We start from the raw sequence: 14,245 nt of genomic DNA, 5'->3' as shown, positions 1-14,245 counted from the left end.
AATAGTCTGGCAATAATGGCGAGAAGGTCACACCCGTTCCCATACCGAACACGGAAGTTAAGCTTCTCAGCGCCGATGGTAGTTGGGGGCTGTCCCCCTGTGAGAGTAGGACGTTGCCGGGCTGTTATTTTAAATAACATGCATACTTTATTATGTTAAACATATAATAGTATGGTATTAGTATCGTCGCGGGGTGGAGCAGTCTGGTAGCTCGTCGGGCTCATAACCCGAAGGTCGCAGGTTCAAATCCTGCCTCCGCAATTTGGTTTGGTAGTTCAGTTGGTTAGAATGCCTGCCTGTCACGCAGGAGGTCGCGGGTTCGAGTCCCGTCCAGACCGTACATATTGTCTTTTAAAAGAACGAAACCGAGTTTCGTCTTTTTTTATTTAAAGGCATTTGAACAGCTTATAGATTTTTTATCCTTAGGAGAGATCCTAAGGTTTTTTTGCACATAAATAAGGTAAAATGAAGATAATGACATGTTTATGTAAAAAGGTGATGGAATGACGCAATACGAACTAAATACAAACGATTCAACGCAAACATTAAGCTTTGCGGCAAAATTGGCTGAACATTTGCTGCCAGGAGATGTTATTACTCTTGAAGGAGATTTGGGCGCAGGTAAAACAACTTTTACAAAAGGATTAGCCCAGGGTCTGGGGGTTAAGCGGACCGTAAACAGTCCAACCTTTACAATCATAAAAGAATATGCGGGGAGAATGCCCCTCTATCATATGGATGTGTATAGGGTGGGGGATACCTTTGAAGATCTTGGTTTCGATGAATACTTTGAAGGCGATGGAGTAACAGTAGTGGAATGGGCTCATTTAATTGAAGAGCAGCTTCCATCAGAACGATTGACTATTTTCTTGTACCATGAGAGCCAAGAAAAAAGAAAAATGGTTTTCGTTCCGAAGGGGGAACGATATGAGCAATTATGTAAGGAGATTTTTTCATGACGATCTTAGCAATTGATACTTCTAATTATGCTCTTGGTGTAGCACTTTTAGAAGAAAATCAAGTACTTGGCGAATATATAACGAATTTGAAAAAAAACCATTCCATCCGAATTATGCCTGCTATACAGACATTAATGCAGGATTGTGACCGTGTACCTGCCGATTTAACAAAGGTAGTCGTGGCAAAAGGCCCAGGTTCCTATACGGGTGTTAGAATTGGAGTAACGATTGCTAAAACACTGGCGTGGACATTGAAAATTCCACTTGTGGGTGTTTCAAGTCTAGAAGTTTTAGCTTCTGGAACCGGCCGCTACTTTGATGGCTATGTTTCTCCTTTATTTGATGCTAGAAGAGGACAGGTTTATACAGGGTTGTATCATTATAAAAATGGTGAGCTCGTCCAGGTTGAACAGGACCAGTTAATCATGTCAGACGATTGGGCGCGTTCCTTAATAAAAACGGATAAGCCTGTTCTCTTTGTCGGCAATGACCTGCCAATTCACCAAGAGAAAATTGCAGAAATTCTAGGAACTAAGGCTATATTTGCCGCAATAACGGAACACAATCCGCGCCCATCTGAACTTGCCTTAATAGGCCAATTTCAATCAGAGGAAGATATCCATTCTTTTGTACCGAACTATATTCGTTTAGCAGAAGCAGAAGCAAAGTGGTTAGAGGCAAATAGGAAAATTTTTAAAGGACAGGATTAGAGAAATATGGTAGATTCTTTTGTTTTTCGATATATGAGGGAAGAGGATATTGATCAGATCTTAGAAGTGGAGCATGCCTCATTTACGACTCCATGGAGCCGTGAAGCCTTCTATAATGAACTTAATAATAATAAATTTGCAGTCTATATTGTTCTTGAAGAAGAGGATAAAATTATCGGCTATTGTGGTGCTTGGATTGTCATCGACGAGGCCCATATAACCAATATTGCCATTCTACCGGGATATCGGGGCAAGAAGCTAGGAGAGGCCTTGCTGGAAAAAATGATGTCTGTGGCTAGAGAAATGGGGGCAAAAAGTATGACCCTGGAAGTGCGTGTAACTAACCAGATTGCTCAATCCCTTTACCGCAAGTTTGGATTTCAAAATGGCGGAATCCGAAAAAATTATTATTCCGATAATCAGGAAGATGCTTTAGTAATGTGGGTGAATTTATGAAAAAAGATCAATGGATTTTAGGAATTGAAACAAGTTGTGATGAAACGGCAGTTGCAATCATAAAAAACGGAAGGGAGATTGCGGCTAATATTGTTGCCTCACAAATAGAAAGTCATAAACGATTTGGCGGGGTTGTACCGGAGATTGCCTCAAGACACCATGTGGAGCAAATAACCATTGTTCTTGAAGAAGCATTAAACCAAGCAAATCTTTCCTTTAAAAATATAGATGCCATTGCCGTGACTGAAGGCCCTGGGTTGGTGGGAGCTTTATTAATCGGTGTCAATGCAGCAAAGGCTCTTGCCTTTGCTCATAATCTTCCGCTTGTACCGGTTCATCATATTGCCGGACATATATATGCCAACCGCTTGGTAACGGAAATGAAATTTCCACTATTAGCCCTTGTTGTATCAGGCGGGCATACAGAGCTTGTTTACATGAAGGAACATGGCCATTTTGAAGTCATTGGTGAGACAAGGGATGACGCAGCAGGAGAAGCCTATGACAAAGTGGCAAGAACACTTAATCTTCCATATCCAGGGGGACCGCATATCGACCGTCTAGCCCATGAAGGAAGCCCGACCATTAATCTGCCGCGTGCCTGGTTAGAGGAAGGATCTTATGATTTTAGTTTTAGTGGATTAAAGTCGGCAGTTATTAACACTGTCCACAATGCCGAGCAGCGTGGTGAGACCATAACTCCGGAAGATCTTGCAGCCAGTTTTCAAGAAAGCGTGATTGATGTGCTTGTTAAGAAGACGGAAAGGGCTGCTTCTGAATATAACGTGAAACAGGTATTATTAGCAGGCGGGGTTGCAGCGAATAAGGGGCTCAGAAGCGCCTTGGAAAAGGTATTCTCTCATTATCCAGAGATAGAATTGGTTGTCCCTCCAATATCTTTATGCACAGATAATGCTGCGATGATTGCAGCGGCAGGAAGTATTATGTTTGATAAAGGCGTTCGTGCTGAACTTTCGCTTAATGCAATTCCAGGATTGGAGATTGAATTATATAATGATTAGCTCTTCTGTTTATAAGAAGAGCTTTTTTTGTGGATAAAAATATTATTCGACATTTCTGGCAATTGAGGTTTAGTGGATAAGTCACTGTAAAGTGTTAATAATGTGGATAACTTGAACGTTTACTGTGGATAATGTGGAAAAGGTTGAAAAACAGTGAAGTTGTTACTGTTTATTATGTGAATAAGTCTGTGGAAAAGGTGGACATATTAACATTTTTTAAATTGAAGAGTAAAAAACTATCGCAGTTTCTTAGGATTTTGCCGGAAAATGTCGATTTATTTTGAATATCTATTGATATTGTCGAATAATATGTTGATAAATGCTGAAATATGGTTTAGAGCTTTGTGGAATAATGCCTAGGGGACAGGGGAGTTGTTTTAAAAAGCCTAAAACCCTGAAAAAACTTAAAAAAAGGTCCTTCACCACTCGGATGAAGGACCAACTCATTTTATTCGGCAATTTCTGCCCACTCTTCCAGTAAATGTTCGAGTTCCGCTTTTGCATTTTCATTCAACTGGGTAATTTCTAACACCCTTTCGTGATCCTGGAAAACATTCGGGTCACATAATTGCTCCTCATAACTTTGAATTTGTTCCTCGAGGCCTTCAATTTTCATCTCAATATCTTCTAACTTGCGTTTCCGCTGCCGCTCGAGCTTCTTACTTTCTTTATCCTGTTGATAACTGTTCTTCTCAGAAGCGTCCTCCTGACCGGCTTTTTTAGCCGCAGCCGAAGCCGCAGCCTCAAGTGCCGCAATCTCTTCCTGTTCCAGTTTCTTCTCTAAATAATAATCATAATCTCCCAGATACTCTAAACTGCCATGACGGCTTAGCTCGACAACCTTTGTAGCAATACGGTTAATAAAATATCTGTCATGGGAAACAAACAAAATTGTGCCTGGATAATCGATTAAAGCATTCTCAAGAACTTCCTTGCTATCCAAATCGAGGTGGTTGGTAGGCTCGTCCAAAATTAATAGATTAGCCTTTTCCAGCATTAATTTCGCAAGAGCAAGCCGTGCTTTCTCGCCGCCGCTCAAGGTAGAAACAATTTTTAAAACATCATCCCCGGAAAATAAGAAATTGCCCAAAACTGTGCGAATTTCCTTTTCGCTTTTTAGAGGATACTCATCCCACAGTTCATTTAAAACACGCTTATTGGAGGTTAATTCCGCTTGCTCTTGGTCATAATAACCAATTGAAAGATTTGTTCCATAAAGGATATTTCCGGCTAATACAGGAAGTTTCTTAATGAGTGTTTTTAATAACGTCGATTTTCCAATTCCATTAGGGCCCACCAGGGCAATGCTTTCGCCCCGAAATACTCGGAAGGAAATTCCCTCTGAAATTCTTTCGCCGTCATATCCAACAGCCAATGAATCGAAGGTTAGGACATCATTTCCACTTTGCTTCTCAATTTCAAACGAGAAGGAAGCAGATTTTTCATCCCCTAGCGGTCGGTCGATTACATCCATTTTTTCAAGTTTTTTTCGTCGGCTCTGGGCTCGTTTCGTTGTCGAGGCCCTTGCTAAATTCTTCTGGATAAAATCTTGTAAATTGGCAATTTCCTGCTGCTGTTTTTCATAAAGCTTCAGGTCACGTTCATAATTTGCCGCTTTTTGTTCAAGGTAAGAACTATAATTGCCGGTATATCTTTGGATTTGCTTTCGAGAAACCTCGTATACCTGTGTCACGACCTTGTCCAAAAAATAGCGGTCATGGGATACAATTAGAATTGCCCCATCGTAGCCTTGCAAATATTGCTCCAGCCAGGAGAGGGTATCGATATCTAGATGGTTGGTAGGTTCGTCTAAAATTAAAATATCCGGCTTGGTCAGCAGCAATTTCCCTAAAGCCAAACGGGTTTTTTGACCACCGCTTAATGAGGCGATCATTAAGGAGTAATCAGGGAAATTTAACCCGTGCAACACGGAGCGAATATCCGCCTCATACTGGTATCCTCCCTGTTCCTTAAATTTTACCTGAAGCTGGTCGTAGTCTTTTAGAATCCGCTCATACTTGCTTGTATCTGCGATTGCAGCAGGGTCTGCCATTTGTTCTTCAAGCTGCCTTAAACTTTTTTCCATCGCGCGCAATGGTTCAAATACAGTCAGCATTTCTTCCCAAATGGACAAATTAGACTCTAAACCCGTATTTTGCGCTAGATACCCAATGGTCACTTCTTTAGGTTTGATGATTTCTCCGCCATCATGTGACAGGTGCCCGGCGATAATTTTTAACAACGTCGACTTTCCCGCGCCGTTTCGTCCAACTAAAGCAACACGGTCCCGTGTTTGTAATTCCAGTTTTATATTCGATAAAATAAGGTCAGCACCATAATATTTTGCTAATTGATTCACTTGCAATAAAATCATTGTTTTTTCACCTCTATTACATAGAAATAGTGTACCGTATTCCTAGAGTGTCGGCAATAAAACGCAGGCCGTAAAGGGGTGCTTTGGCCCAAAATGTTGGGAAAATGTTAAAAATATAGGAATGATTCGCTCAAAGTTTCACACACATAGACTGAAAAATAGTGTATGATTTGAAAGGAGGAATTTTTATATGGCAGAATTTACTCACTTTAATGAAGAGGGCAGAGCAAAAATGGTGGACGTTAGTGATAAACCGGAGACTGCCCGCACCGCATTAGCTCATTCCAGTATTACCGTCAGTAAAGAAATATTTGATAAAATTACCCACAATGAGATGAAAAAAGGAGATGTCCTGGCAGTAGCACAGGTTGCCGGTATTATGGCGGCCAAAAAGACATGGGACATTATTCCGATGTGTCATCCGATTCCATTAACAGGGGTGAATATTTCTTTTTCCTGGGAACCTGATCAGCAAGAGATGTTTAAATTAGGTATTGCCGTATCCGTTAAAACAAAAGGGAATACAGGTGTTGAAATGGAAGCGCTAACAGCTGCATCTGCTTGTGCGCTGACCGTCTATGATATGTGTAAGGCAATTGATAAGGGCATGGTGATTGGACCGACTTATTTAGTAGAAAAAACCGGCGGTAAAAACGGCGATTTTAAAAGAAAGAACTAATGTTTTTTTAAATATGAACGAAATTATTTATGCGGGGGTGCAGGAGGAATATGACAAACGAAACAATGAAAATTCCACAAGCAACAGCAAAGCGACTACCCTTATATTATCGATTTATTCAAAATCTGTATGCTTCAGGGAAACAGAGAGTTTCCTCAGCAGAATTAAGTGAAGCGGTAAAAGTGGATTCAGCAACAATCCGCAGGGATTTTTCCTATTTTGGCGCCCTTGGGAAAAAAGGTTATGGCTACAATGTGAATTATTTACTAACCTTTTTCCGAAAGACATTGGACCAGGATGAATTAACAAAGGTTGCATTAATCGGCGTTGGTAATCTTGGAACAGCATTTTTAAACTATAATTTTTTAAAAAATAATAATACAAAAATTACATGCGCTTTTGATGTGGACCCAAATAAAATGGGTACGACCATCGGGGATGTCCCGGTCTATCATATGGATGATTTAGAGAAGTATATTACGGAGGAAAATGTTCAGGTTGCGATTCTAACCGTTCCCGCTCCAGTGGCGCAGATCATTACAGACCGGCTTGTGAGTGCTGAGGTGAAAGGAATCTTAAATTTCACACCTGCCCGATTAAATATACCATCTTCCATCAGGGTTCATCACATCGACCTTGCTGTAGAGCTTCAATCACTTGTTTACTTTTTAAAGCATTATCCAACAACGGAAATAGCAGAATAAATTTGAGAATCAACCTTTCCATGACAATGGGAAGGTTTTTTTATTTATAAAACATGGCCGCCTTTACAACATAACAGTGTTATGTTACATTGGTAATAAGGAAGGGGTCTTTACAATGAACGAGGAGTTAATATCGAAGAAGGATTTACTGGAATTAGCAGGAATCTCCTATGGGCAGTTGTATAGGTGGAAACGGAAGGACTTGATCCCGGAGGATTGGTTTATCCGGAAATCAACGTTTACCGGACAGGAAACCTTTTTTCCAAAAGAAAAAATCTTAGATCGAATCAATAAAATTCAAACGATGAAAGAAAATCTATCACTAGATGAACTTGCCGATATGTTTTCTCCTAATATATCTGACCTAAATTTAACAAAAGCTGACTTAATGGAACGTAACATTGTTTCAGAAACGGTTATCAATTTTTACTTAGAGAATGAAAATGGAAATTTACAATTTAATTTTTCAAGAATGCTTGAAGTGTTTGTGTTAGAAAAGCTGTTGCAATCAGGTGAAATTAATCTCGAAGAAGGAAAAATGGTACTCCAGGTATTAAAGGATCAAGCAACAATGATCAAGCAAAAAAGTGCCGAACTGGTGATTACTAGAAAGCTGGGGGTATCCTCCTGTCTTTTGTTAATCAATACAGAGTCCTTTCATTTTGAACGAGGAATGAAAATTGTTGCTCAGCTGTCGCTAATGGCCTGTATGGAAGAAATGAAATCGAAATTATTATAAAGGAGAATGGGAATGGAGATGCAAAAAAGGGGAGACCTAGTTATAAATGGCTTCGGGGCATCGAATGGCGGTCAGTTTCATCAGGTAACACTCAACGGAAAGGGAACGGTGAACAGCGATGTCGAATGTAAGGGATTTGAATGTAATGGAACAGGGACGGTAAAAGGAAACATCAATACTGAAATTGCCAAAATTAATGGGATGGCCAAAATAGGTGGAACCGTTGCGGCTAAAGACCTTTCTATTGATGGCACTGCAAAGATTGAAAAAAACCTATTAGTTGAAAAACTCAAGGTTTCAGGAAAAGCTTCTGTTGGCGGTAAAGTCAAAGCAGAAGAAATAAAGGTAAAAGGAAAGCTGACAGTGGGAGAGGATTGTGAGGCAGAACTTTTCAAGGCTGAATCCATGTTTACGATTGGCGGCCTGTTAAATGCCGATGAAGTGGATATTAAGATTTTTGGAGAATGCCAGGCGAAGGAAATTGGCGGGCAATCGATTGTTGTGAAATATAAGCCGTCTTGGCTGGGGTTATTTAAATCCCTTTTTCAAACTCAATTAAGGGTGGAAGTCATTGAGGGCGATACGATCCACCTTGAAAATACGAAGGCTGCGGTAGTGAGGGGAAACCATGTAACCATTGGCCAAAATTGTGAAATTGATGTTGTTGAATATACAGATGAATTATCAATTGATCCAAGTGCTGTTGTAGGCGAAAGCAAAAAAATGTAATCAGGGGGGATAAGGGAGATGAAAAGTAAAGAAAATCTCATTATTAATGGCTCCGGGAGCTATCCCGGCGGACGATATGATAAAATCAGTGTCCGCGGTGAGGGTACGATCGTTGATGATGTTGAAGCTTCCGTGTTTAAGGTTTATGGAACAACAGAGGTTGCGGAAAATCTCAAAACAGGTTCGATGAAGGTTTTAGGTGAGGCAGAGGTAAAAGGGAATGCTGAGGTAGAAGATTTGCTGGTAATGGGTACAATGGAAATTGGCGGCAAAGCTTATTTGAAGAAAATAAAAATCTTGGGAACACTTGAGGTTGGAGAAGATCTTAATGGTGATATAGCCAATATTAAAGGCAGTATTGCAGTTGCGGGCGATGTTGAATATGAAACGTTCGATTCAAGTGGCGGCTTTGAAATCAAAGGGCTATTAAATGCTGATACGATTAAAATTTCCTTACGGTTCGGGGAAAGCCGTGCGGAGGAAATCGGCGGCGGGAAAATCACGATAAAAAGAAAAAGAAACTCTCTTTTACCTTTTGTAGGTGAGGAAGGTAGCCTTATAGCAAAGGTGATTGAAGGAGACGACCTTTATTTAGAGAATACGAAGGCGGAAATTGTGAGAGGAAATACGGTTAAAATTGGGCCCGGCTGCACAATCGGATTGGTAGAGTATAAAGATGATTTTATGCAAGATTCAAATGCAACAGTAAAAACGTCAAAGAAGATTTAAAGGAGAATGGGATGGTAGCGAAAAATAATAAATTAGGATTTGTGGTAGCCGGTCTGCTGCTCGGAATATTGATGGCATCAATGGATAATACCATTGTTGTAACGGCAATGCCAACGATTGTCGGCGACCTCGGAGGGCTTGAGAACTTTGTATGGGTGGTATCCGCCTATATGGTAGCGGAGATGGCAGGGATGCCGATATTCGGTAAATTGTCGGACATGTATGGTCGGAAAAGGTTTTTTATCATGGGGTTGATTATGTTTATGGCTGGTTCGATTTTATGTGGGACAGCAGAAACAATTACCCAATTAAGTGTGTATCGCGCGATTCAGGGAGTCGGCGGCGGTGCACTTGTACCGATCGCGTTTACCATTATGTTTGACTTGTTTCCTCCCGAAAGGCGCGGGAAAATGGGCGGACTGTTCGGAGCAGTTTTTGGTCTCTCCAGTATTTTTGGACCCCTGTTAGGGGCGTATATTACCGACCATATTAGCTGGCATTGGATTTTCTATATCAATTTGCCGCTTGGGATTCTCTCGTTTATTTTTATCATTGCCTTCTATAAGGAATCTCCCATTCATCAAAAGCAGGCGATTGATTGGTGGGGCGCTGTTACATTGATTGGTGCCGTTGTCTGCTTAATGTTTGCTCTTGAGCTTGGGGGACAGAAATATGATTGGAATTCAGGTACGATAATAAGTTTATTTATCGGATTTACGGTCCTGTTTCTCATCTTTTTGTTTGTGGAGACGAGGGCAAAGGACCCAATTATTTCGTTCACGATGTTTAGGCATCGCCTTTTTGCCGGCAGTACGCTAGTTGGTTTATTTTATGGAGCTTCGTTTATGGCAGCAACTGTATATATACCAATTTTTGTCCAAGGCGTTTATGGCGGAAGTGCTACCAATTCAGGGTTAATCCTCTTGCCGATGATGCTTGGGTCGGTGGTGACGGCACAAGTCGGTGGTTTTTTAACCACGAAGTTAAGCTATCGCAATATCATGTTTTTATCTGGTGTGATTTTAATAGCAGGGATTTTATTATTAAGCACCTTAACTGTTGATACAAGCAGATGGGTACTTACCCTTTATATGGTTATCATTGGTTTTGGAGTGGGATTTTCTTTCTCCGTGTTAAGCATGGCGGCGATCCATCCGTTTGGAATGCAGCAGAGGGGCTCTGCAACCTCCACAAGCAACTTTATCCGCTCCTTGGGGATGACGATTGGAATTACGATTTTTGGTTCGATTCAGCGGAATAGCTTTAAAGGAAATCTAGAAGATGCTTTTGCTGGAATGGGTCCAATGCCAAAAGACGGATTTGGTGATTCACGTGCATTATTGCAAGAGCAAGCGCGAAGTCACATACCGCCGCAAATTTTAGAAAAAATCACTGAGGCCCTCTCAAGTTCTATTGTTCAAACCTTTACATGGGCTCTCGTCCCGGCGGGAATAGCGTTTCTTCTCATTTTTACGATGGGGAAAGAACAGATGGTGTTGAAAAAGGAAGTTGACGCTGAAAGAGAAATTTGAGAAAAATCGATACGCAGATAAAGGGGAGAGGAACGCAGATAAAATGGCGCTTATCGCAGATAAAGTTCATTTTATCGCAGATAAAAATTTTCTGCCGGAAAAACGTTATCGAAATTACTAGTTTATTACACCACAGAAACGTCTATTTTCTATTAAAAAAAGTTGTCCCAAACAAAATTTGGGGCAACCTTTTTTATTTTTTCAACTGATCCTTATACTTCATATAAAAGAAAAATAATTTAAGGCTGGAGCCGAAATCAAATGTGGCTAATATGACAAGCAGATAGCTAAAAAATCCCCAGCCATTTTGATTTACATCATGAATGGCGAAATATGTAAATAAACTTCCGAGCAGGAAGTAAATCACGCTGGAAAACAAGGGTGAACGTCTCATAAAAATCCTCCGATAAAGTTTTGCATCGACTCTGCATCCCGGATTAATCTTTCAATATCGTCTTTGTAAGCGGATTGAACAATGACAACCATTGTATTCATTGTCACATGAGCAAAAATCGGTACTAAGATATGTTTTGTTCTTACATAGAGAAAGGCGAAAGTAAAGCCCATTGCGGAATAAAGGAGAATATGCTCCAGTTCCATATGCGCTAAAGCAAAAATGACCGAGCTAATGATGGCCGATATAAAAAAGTTAAAACGTTTATGCAGCGTGCCGAAAAGAATCTTTCGAAAAACGATTTCTTCTAAAATCGGTCCGAAAATAGAACTGACCAGGATGGCAAGCGGGAACTCCTCAATAATATGGATAATATCTTTTGTGTTCTCTGAGCCCATTTCGATACCAATCAACCGTTCGATATTTGCTGCGATCGCTTGTGCAAAGAGTGCTAAGAAGACACCAAAAAATGCCCAGATAATCGAAAGACCCAAAGAGGTTCCTCTTTCATTCCGATTGTTCCGCATTTCTTTCCGTAAAATAATAAGCGTAATAATAAGTGCTAAGGAAAAGCTGATCACCAGCCAAACTGGGACTGCAAGCCTCCCGCTGATTCCGGATAATTTAAAGCCGTACATAAGTAATGGGACTCCTGCAAGACTTGAAAATTGCATGGCAATATAAACGATTAAGATTATCCAATATTCCCGTTTCAACTAATTCTCTCCTTTTAACATCTACTCAAAGATTTTCTGCGTATTCTTCATTCTACTCTTAAAACCAGTCTTGTTTCAATTTAGAAACTTTTTAAAAAGAAATGTATAGATTTTCATTGGTATCATATACTTGTAAGGTTGTACAAAAATACTTTCGTTTTTATATTTTTTTATTAAAAAATATATACATCAAACTTGCAAAAGATTGTCAAATTCATTATTATAATAATTGTGTTAGCACTCATGTATGAGGAGTGCTAATAATGTCAGAATTACATATATTTTTGAGGAGGTTGTTTGATTTGTTAAGACCATTAGGTGATCGCATTGTCATTGAGCTTGTTGAATCAGAAGAAAAAACTGCAAGCGGTATTGTTTTACCAGACTCAGCTAAAGAAAAGCCTCAGGAAGGAAAAGTTGTTGCCGTAGGTACTGGCCGTGTGCTTGAAAATGGCGAGCGTGTAGCACTTGAAGTTTCTGTAGGCGATCGTATTATCTTCTCAAAGTATGCTGGTACAGAAGTGAAATACCAGGGTACAGAATATTTATTACTACGTGAAAGCGATGTCCTTGCTGTTATCGGCGAATAAGGAAAATTAAAAAATATAGTTTTTATAAATTCAGAGGAGGTTTTTTGAACAATGGCTAAAGAGATTATGTTTAGTGAAGAAGCGCGCCGCGCAATGCTACGTGGTGTAGATACACTTGCAAATGCAGTAAAAGTTACTCTTGGACCTAAAGGACGCAACGTGGTTCTTGAGAAAAAGTTTGGTTCTCCTTTAATCACAAATGACGGTGTAACCATCGCTAAAGAAATCGAATTAGAAGATGCATTCGAAAACATGGGTGCAAAGCTTGTTGCTGAAGTAGCAAGCAAAACTAACGATGTTGCCGGTGACGGTACAACTACTGCAACAGTTCTTGCTCAAGCGATGATTCGTGAAGGCTTAAAGAACGTAACGGCTGGTGCTAACCCAATGGGCATCCGTAAAGGGATTGAAAAAGCAGTTGCAGCGGCAGTTACTGAATTAAAGACTATTTCAAAACAAATCGAAGGCAAAGAGTCTATCGCACAAGTAGCCGCTATTTCTTCCGATGATACTGAAGTAGGTCAATTAATCGCTGAAGCAATGGAGCGCGTTGGTAACGACGGCGTTATCACTATTGAAGAATCAAAAGGCTTCACAACTGAGTTAGATGTTGTGGAAGGTATGCAATTTGACCGTGGATATGTTTCAGCTTACATGGTAACCAATACCGATAAAATGGAAGCTGTATTAGAAAATCCATATATCTTAATCACTGACAAGAAAATCTCCAGCATTCAAGAAATCTTACCAGTTCTTGAGCAAGTTGTTCAACAAGGTAAGCCATTATTATTGATTGCGGAAGACATCGAAGGTGAAGCATTATCTACATTAGTAGTGAACAAGCTTCGCGGAACATTCAATGCAGTTGCTGTTAAGGCTCCTGGCTTTGGTGACCGTCGTAAAGCAATGCTTGAAGATATTGCAGCATTAACTGGCGGTGAAGTGATCACTGAAGAACTTGGCCGTGATCTTAAAACTGCAACTATTACATCATTAGGACGCGCTTCTAAGGTTGTTGTAACGAAAGAAAACACAACAATCGTTGAAGGTGCCGGTTCAACTGAGGAAATCCAAGCTCGTGTGAACCAAATCCGTGTACAATTAGAAGAAACTACTTCTGAATTTGACCGTGAAAAATTACAAGAGCGCTTAGCTAAATTAGCTGGCGGTGTAGCAGTGATCAAAGTTGGTGCTGCAACTGAAACAGAATTAAAAGAGCGTAAGCTTCGTATCGAGGATGCTTTGAATGCTACTCGTGCAGCTGTTGAAGAAGGTATCGTATCCGGTGGTGGTGTTGCCCTTCTAAATGTATACAGCAAAGTAGCTGAAATCCAAGCAGAAGGCGATATCGCTACAGGTATCAACATCGTATTACGTGCGATGGAAGAGCCAGTTCGCACAATTGCTCAAAATGCGGGTCTTGAAGGATCTGTTATTGTGGATCGCTTAAAGCGTGAAGCAGTTGGCACAGGCTTCAATGCTGCTACTGGCGAATGGGTAAACATGATCGAAGCCGGTATCGTTGACCCAACGAAAGTAACTCGTTCTGCTCTTCAAAATGCAGCATCTGTTGCGGCTATGTTCTTAACAACTGAAGCAGTTGTTGCTGACAAGCCAGAACCAGCTGGTCCTGCAATGCCTGATATGGGCGGCATGGGTGGAATGGGCGGCATGATGTAATTAGGGTCTGAAAACCCAGTTATATCAACGTTCTAACCTATAGCGGGCAAATTTTGTCCGCGAGATTGCTCGGAAGACTGGACAAAACTAAAAAGCCAATCATTCGAGAAGACCTTTCATCAGTTTGCTGAACTGTTGGGAGGTCTTTTCTTTTTTGCCTTGGGTAACATGCGTATAAATGGTCATCGTTGTTTTTATATCTTCGTGACCAAGTTGCTCCTTTACTTCTTTA

15 protein-coding genes, 2 tRNA genes and 1 rRNA gene are annotated in these 14,245 nt (G+C 40.5%); 15 read left to right on the top strand and 3 right to left on the bottom strand.

The annotated features are described in order from the left end of the window. The first annotated feature begins 5 nt into the window (after positions 1 to 5). From rrf to tsaD, 7 genes are all read left to right on the top strand, one after another. Positions 6 to 122 (top strand): 5S ribosomal RNA (gene rrf, locus M028_RS0111280). Positions 123 to 187: 65 nt separating this feature from the next. Then, positions 188 to 261: transfer RNA gene (locus M028_RS0111275), tRNA-Met, on the top strand. Between the two features lie 3 nt (positions 262 to 264). Next, a tRNA-Asp gene (locus tag M028_RS0111270) sits at positions 265 to 338 on the top strand. Positions 339 to 503: 165 nt separating this feature from the next. Then, positions 504 to 959, top strand: coding sequence for a tRNA (adenosine(37)-N6)-threonylcarbamoyltransferase complex ATPase subunit type 1 TsaE (tsaE, locus tag M028_RS0111265; protein WP_026574004.1), 456 nt, complete (start codon positions 504 to 506; stop codon positions 957 to 959). After that, complete coding sequence (tsaB, locus tag M028_RS0111260; protein WP_026574003.1) at positions 956 to 1,669, top strand: tRNA (adenosine(37)-N6)-threonylcarbamoyltransferase complex dimerization subunit type 1 TsaB; 714 nt, start codon at positions 956 to 958, stop codon at positions 1,667 to 1,669. Before tsaE ends, tsaB begins: the two co-directional genes overlap by 4 nt. A gap of 6 nt (positions 1,670 to 1,675) precedes the next feature. Continuing rightward, complete coding sequence (gene rimI / locus M028_RS0111255) at positions 1,676 to 2,125, top strand: ribosomal protein S18-alanine N-acetyltransferase (protein WP_026574002.1); 450 nt, start codon at positions 1,676 to 1,678, stop codon at positions 2,123 to 2,125. Then, positions 2,122 to 3,147 carry a tRNA (adenosine(37)-N6)-threonylcarbamoyltransferase complex transferase subunit TsaD gene (gene tsaD / locus M028_RS0111250; RefSeq protein ID WP_026574001.1) on the top strand — a complete coding sequence of 342 codons (1,026 nt, stop codon included), beginning with the start codon at positions 2,122 to 2,124 and terminating at the stop codon, positions 3,145 to 3,147. Before rimI ends, tsaD begins: the two co-directional genes overlap by 4 nt. 448 nt (positions 3,148 to 3,595) lie before the next feature. Here the strand turns inward: tsaD and M028_RS0111245 are convergent, their stop codons facing one another. Beyond that, the gene (locus tag M028_RS0111245; protein WP_026574000.1) at positions 3,596 to 5,521 is read right to left on the bottom strand and encodes an ABC-F family ATP-binding cassette domain-containing protein; all 1,926 of its coding nucleotides are present in this window, start codon (positions 5,519 to 5,521) and stop codon (positions 3,596 to 3,598) included. A 190-nt stretch (positions 5,522 to 5,711) separates the two neighbouring features. On the opposite strand from M028_RS0111245, the gene moaC reads away from it, so the two are divergent. The 6 genes from moaC (at position 5,712) to M028_RS0111215 (ending at position 10,633) form a co-directional block, all read left to right on the top strand. Further along, positions 5,712 to 6,200, top strand: coding sequence for a cyclic pyranopterin monophosphate synthase MoaC (moaC, locus tag M028_RS0111240; protein WP_026573999.1), 489 nt, complete (start codon positions 5,712 to 5,714; stop codon positions 6,198 to 6,200). Positions 6,201 to 6,250: 50 nt separating this feature from the next. After that, positions 6,251 to 6,904 (top strand): redox-sensing transcriptional repressor Rex, encoded by a 654-nt coding sequence (locus tag M028_RS0111235; protein WP_026573998.1) that lies wholly within the window; start codon positions 6,251 to 6,253, stop codon positions 6,902 to 6,904. A 115-nt stretch (positions 6,905 to 7,019) separates the two neighbouring features. Further along, positions 7,020 to 7,643, top strand: a complete 624-nt coding sequence (locus tag M028_RS0111230) for a YhbD family protein (RefSeq protein ID WP_026573997.1) — start codon at positions 7,020 to 7,022, stop codon at positions 7,641 to 7,643. 12 nt (positions 7,644 to 7,655) lie between these two features. Beyond that, positions 7,656 to 8,372 carry a polymer-forming cytoskeletal protein gene (locus tag M028_RS0111225; protein WP_026573996.1) on the top strand — a complete coding sequence of 239 codons (717 nt, stop codon included), beginning with the start codon at positions 7,656 to 7,658 and terminating at the stop codon, positions 8,370 to 8,372. 18 nt (positions 8,373 to 8,390) lie between these two features. Next, positions 8,391 to 9,101: a hypothetical protein gene (locus M028_RS0111220; RefSeq protein WP_026573995.1), complete on the top strand. Its 711-nt coding sequence runs from the start codon at positions 8,391 to 8,393 to the stop codon at positions 9,099 to 9,101. A gap of 11 nt (positions 9,102 to 9,112) precedes the next feature. Continuing rightward, complete coding sequence (locus M028_RS0111215; RefSeq protein ID WP_026573994.1) at positions 9,113 to 10,633, top strand: MDR family MFS transporter; 1,521 nt, start codon at positions 9,113 to 9,115, stop codon at positions 10,631 to 10,633. Between the two features lie 193 nt (positions 10,634 to 10,826). Here the strand turns inward: M028_RS0111215 and M028_RS0111205 are convergent, their stop codons facing one another. Both M028_RS0111205 and M028_RS0111200 read right to left on the bottom strand, forming a co-directional pair. Next, on the bottom strand, positions 10,827 to 11,027 hold the full coding sequence (locus M028_RS0111205; RefSeq protein WP_026573993.1) for a YdiK family protein: 201 nt from the start codon (positions 11,025 to 11,027) through the stop codon (positions 10,827 to 10,829). Next, complete coding sequence (locus M028_RS0111200) at positions 11,024 to 11,743, bottom strand: CPBP family intramembrane glutamic endopeptidase (RefSeq protein ID WP_026573992.1); 720 nt, start codon at positions 11,741 to 11,743, stop codon at positions 11,024 to 11,026. Before M028_RS0111200 ends, M028_RS0111205 begins: the two co-directional genes overlap by 4 nt. Positions 11,744 to 12,045: 302 nt before the next feature. Here M028_RS0111200 and groES point away from each other — a divergent pair, with 302 nt between their 5' ends. Continuing rightward, positions 12,046 to 12,333, top strand: a complete 288-nt coding sequence (gene groES / locus M028_RS0111195) for a co-chaperone GroES (RefSeq protein ID WP_026573991.1) — start codon at positions 12,046 to 12,048, stop codon at positions 12,331 to 12,333. 51 nt (positions 12,334 to 12,384) lie between these two features. Continuing rightward, positions 12,385 to 14,013 (top strand): chaperonin GroEL, encoded by a 1,629-nt coding sequence (gene groL / locus M028_RS0111190; RefSeq protein ID WP_026573990.1) that lies wholly within the window; start codon positions 12,385 to 12,387, stop codon positions 14,011 to 14,013. Positions 14,014 to 14,245: the final 232 nt, after the last annotated feature.

The organism is Bacillus sp. UNC438CL73TsuS30 (genome assembly GCF_000482325.1).
Taxonomy (GTDB): domain Bacteria; phylum Bacillota; class Bacilli; order Bacillales; family Cytobacillaceae; genus Neobacillus.
Note: the sequence above shows the minus strand (reverse complement) of the source record. Positions and strands in the feature narration are given on the sequence as shown.

Excerpts from the sequence above, each read along its gene's own strand:
- tsaE (WP_026574004.1), top strand. The coding sequence starts at position 504 with ATGACGCAATACGAACTAAATACAAACGATTCAACGCAAACATTAAGC.
- tsaB (WP_026574003.1), top strand. The coding sequence starts at position 956 with ATGACGATCTTAGCAATTGATACTTCTAATTATGCTCTTGGTGTAGCA.
- rimI (WP_026574002.1), top strand. The coding sequence starts at position 1,676 with ATGGTAGATTCTTTTGTTTTTCGATATATGAGGGAAGAGGATATTGAT.
- tsaD (WP_026574001.1), top strand. The coding sequence starts at position 2,122 with ATGAAAAAAGATCAATGGATTTTAGGAATTGAAACAAGTTGTGATGAA.
- M028_RS0111245 (WP_026574000.1), bottom strand. The coding sequence starts at position 5,521 with ATGATTTTATTGCAAGTGAATCAATTAGCAAAATATTATGGTGCTGAC.
- moaC (WP_026573999.1), top strand. The coding sequence starts at position 5,712 with ATGGCAGAATTTACTCACTTTAATGAAGAGGGCAGAGCAAAAATGGTG.
- M028_RS0111235 (WP_026573998.1), top strand. The coding sequence starts at position 6,251 with ATGACAAACGAAACAATGAAAATTCCACAAGCAACAGCAAAGCGACTA.
- M028_RS0111230 (WP_026573997.1), top strand. The coding sequence starts at position 7,020 with ATGAACGAGGAGTTAATATCGAAGAAGGATTTACTGGAATTAGCAGGA.
- M028_RS0111225 (WP_026573996.1), top strand. The coding sequence starts at position 7,656 with ATGGAGATGCAAAAAAGGGGAGACCTAGTTATAAATGGCTTCGGGGCA.
- M028_RS0111220 (WP_026573995.1), top strand. The coding sequence starts at position 8,391 with ATGAAAAGTAAAGAAAATCTCATTATTAATGGCTCCGGGAGCTATCCC.
- M028_RS0111215 (WP_026573994.1), top strand. The coding sequence starts at position 9,113 with ATGGTAGCGAAAAATAATAAATTAGGATTTGTGGTAGCCGGTCTGCTG.
- M028_RS0111205 (WP_026573993.1), bottom strand. The coding sequence starts at position 11,027 with ATGAGACGTTCACCCTTGTTTTCCAGCGTGATTTACTTCCTGCTCGGA.
- groL (WP_026573990.1), top strand. The coding sequence starts at position 12,385 with ATGGCTAAAGAGATTATGTTTAGTGAAGAAGCGCGCCGCGCAATGCTA.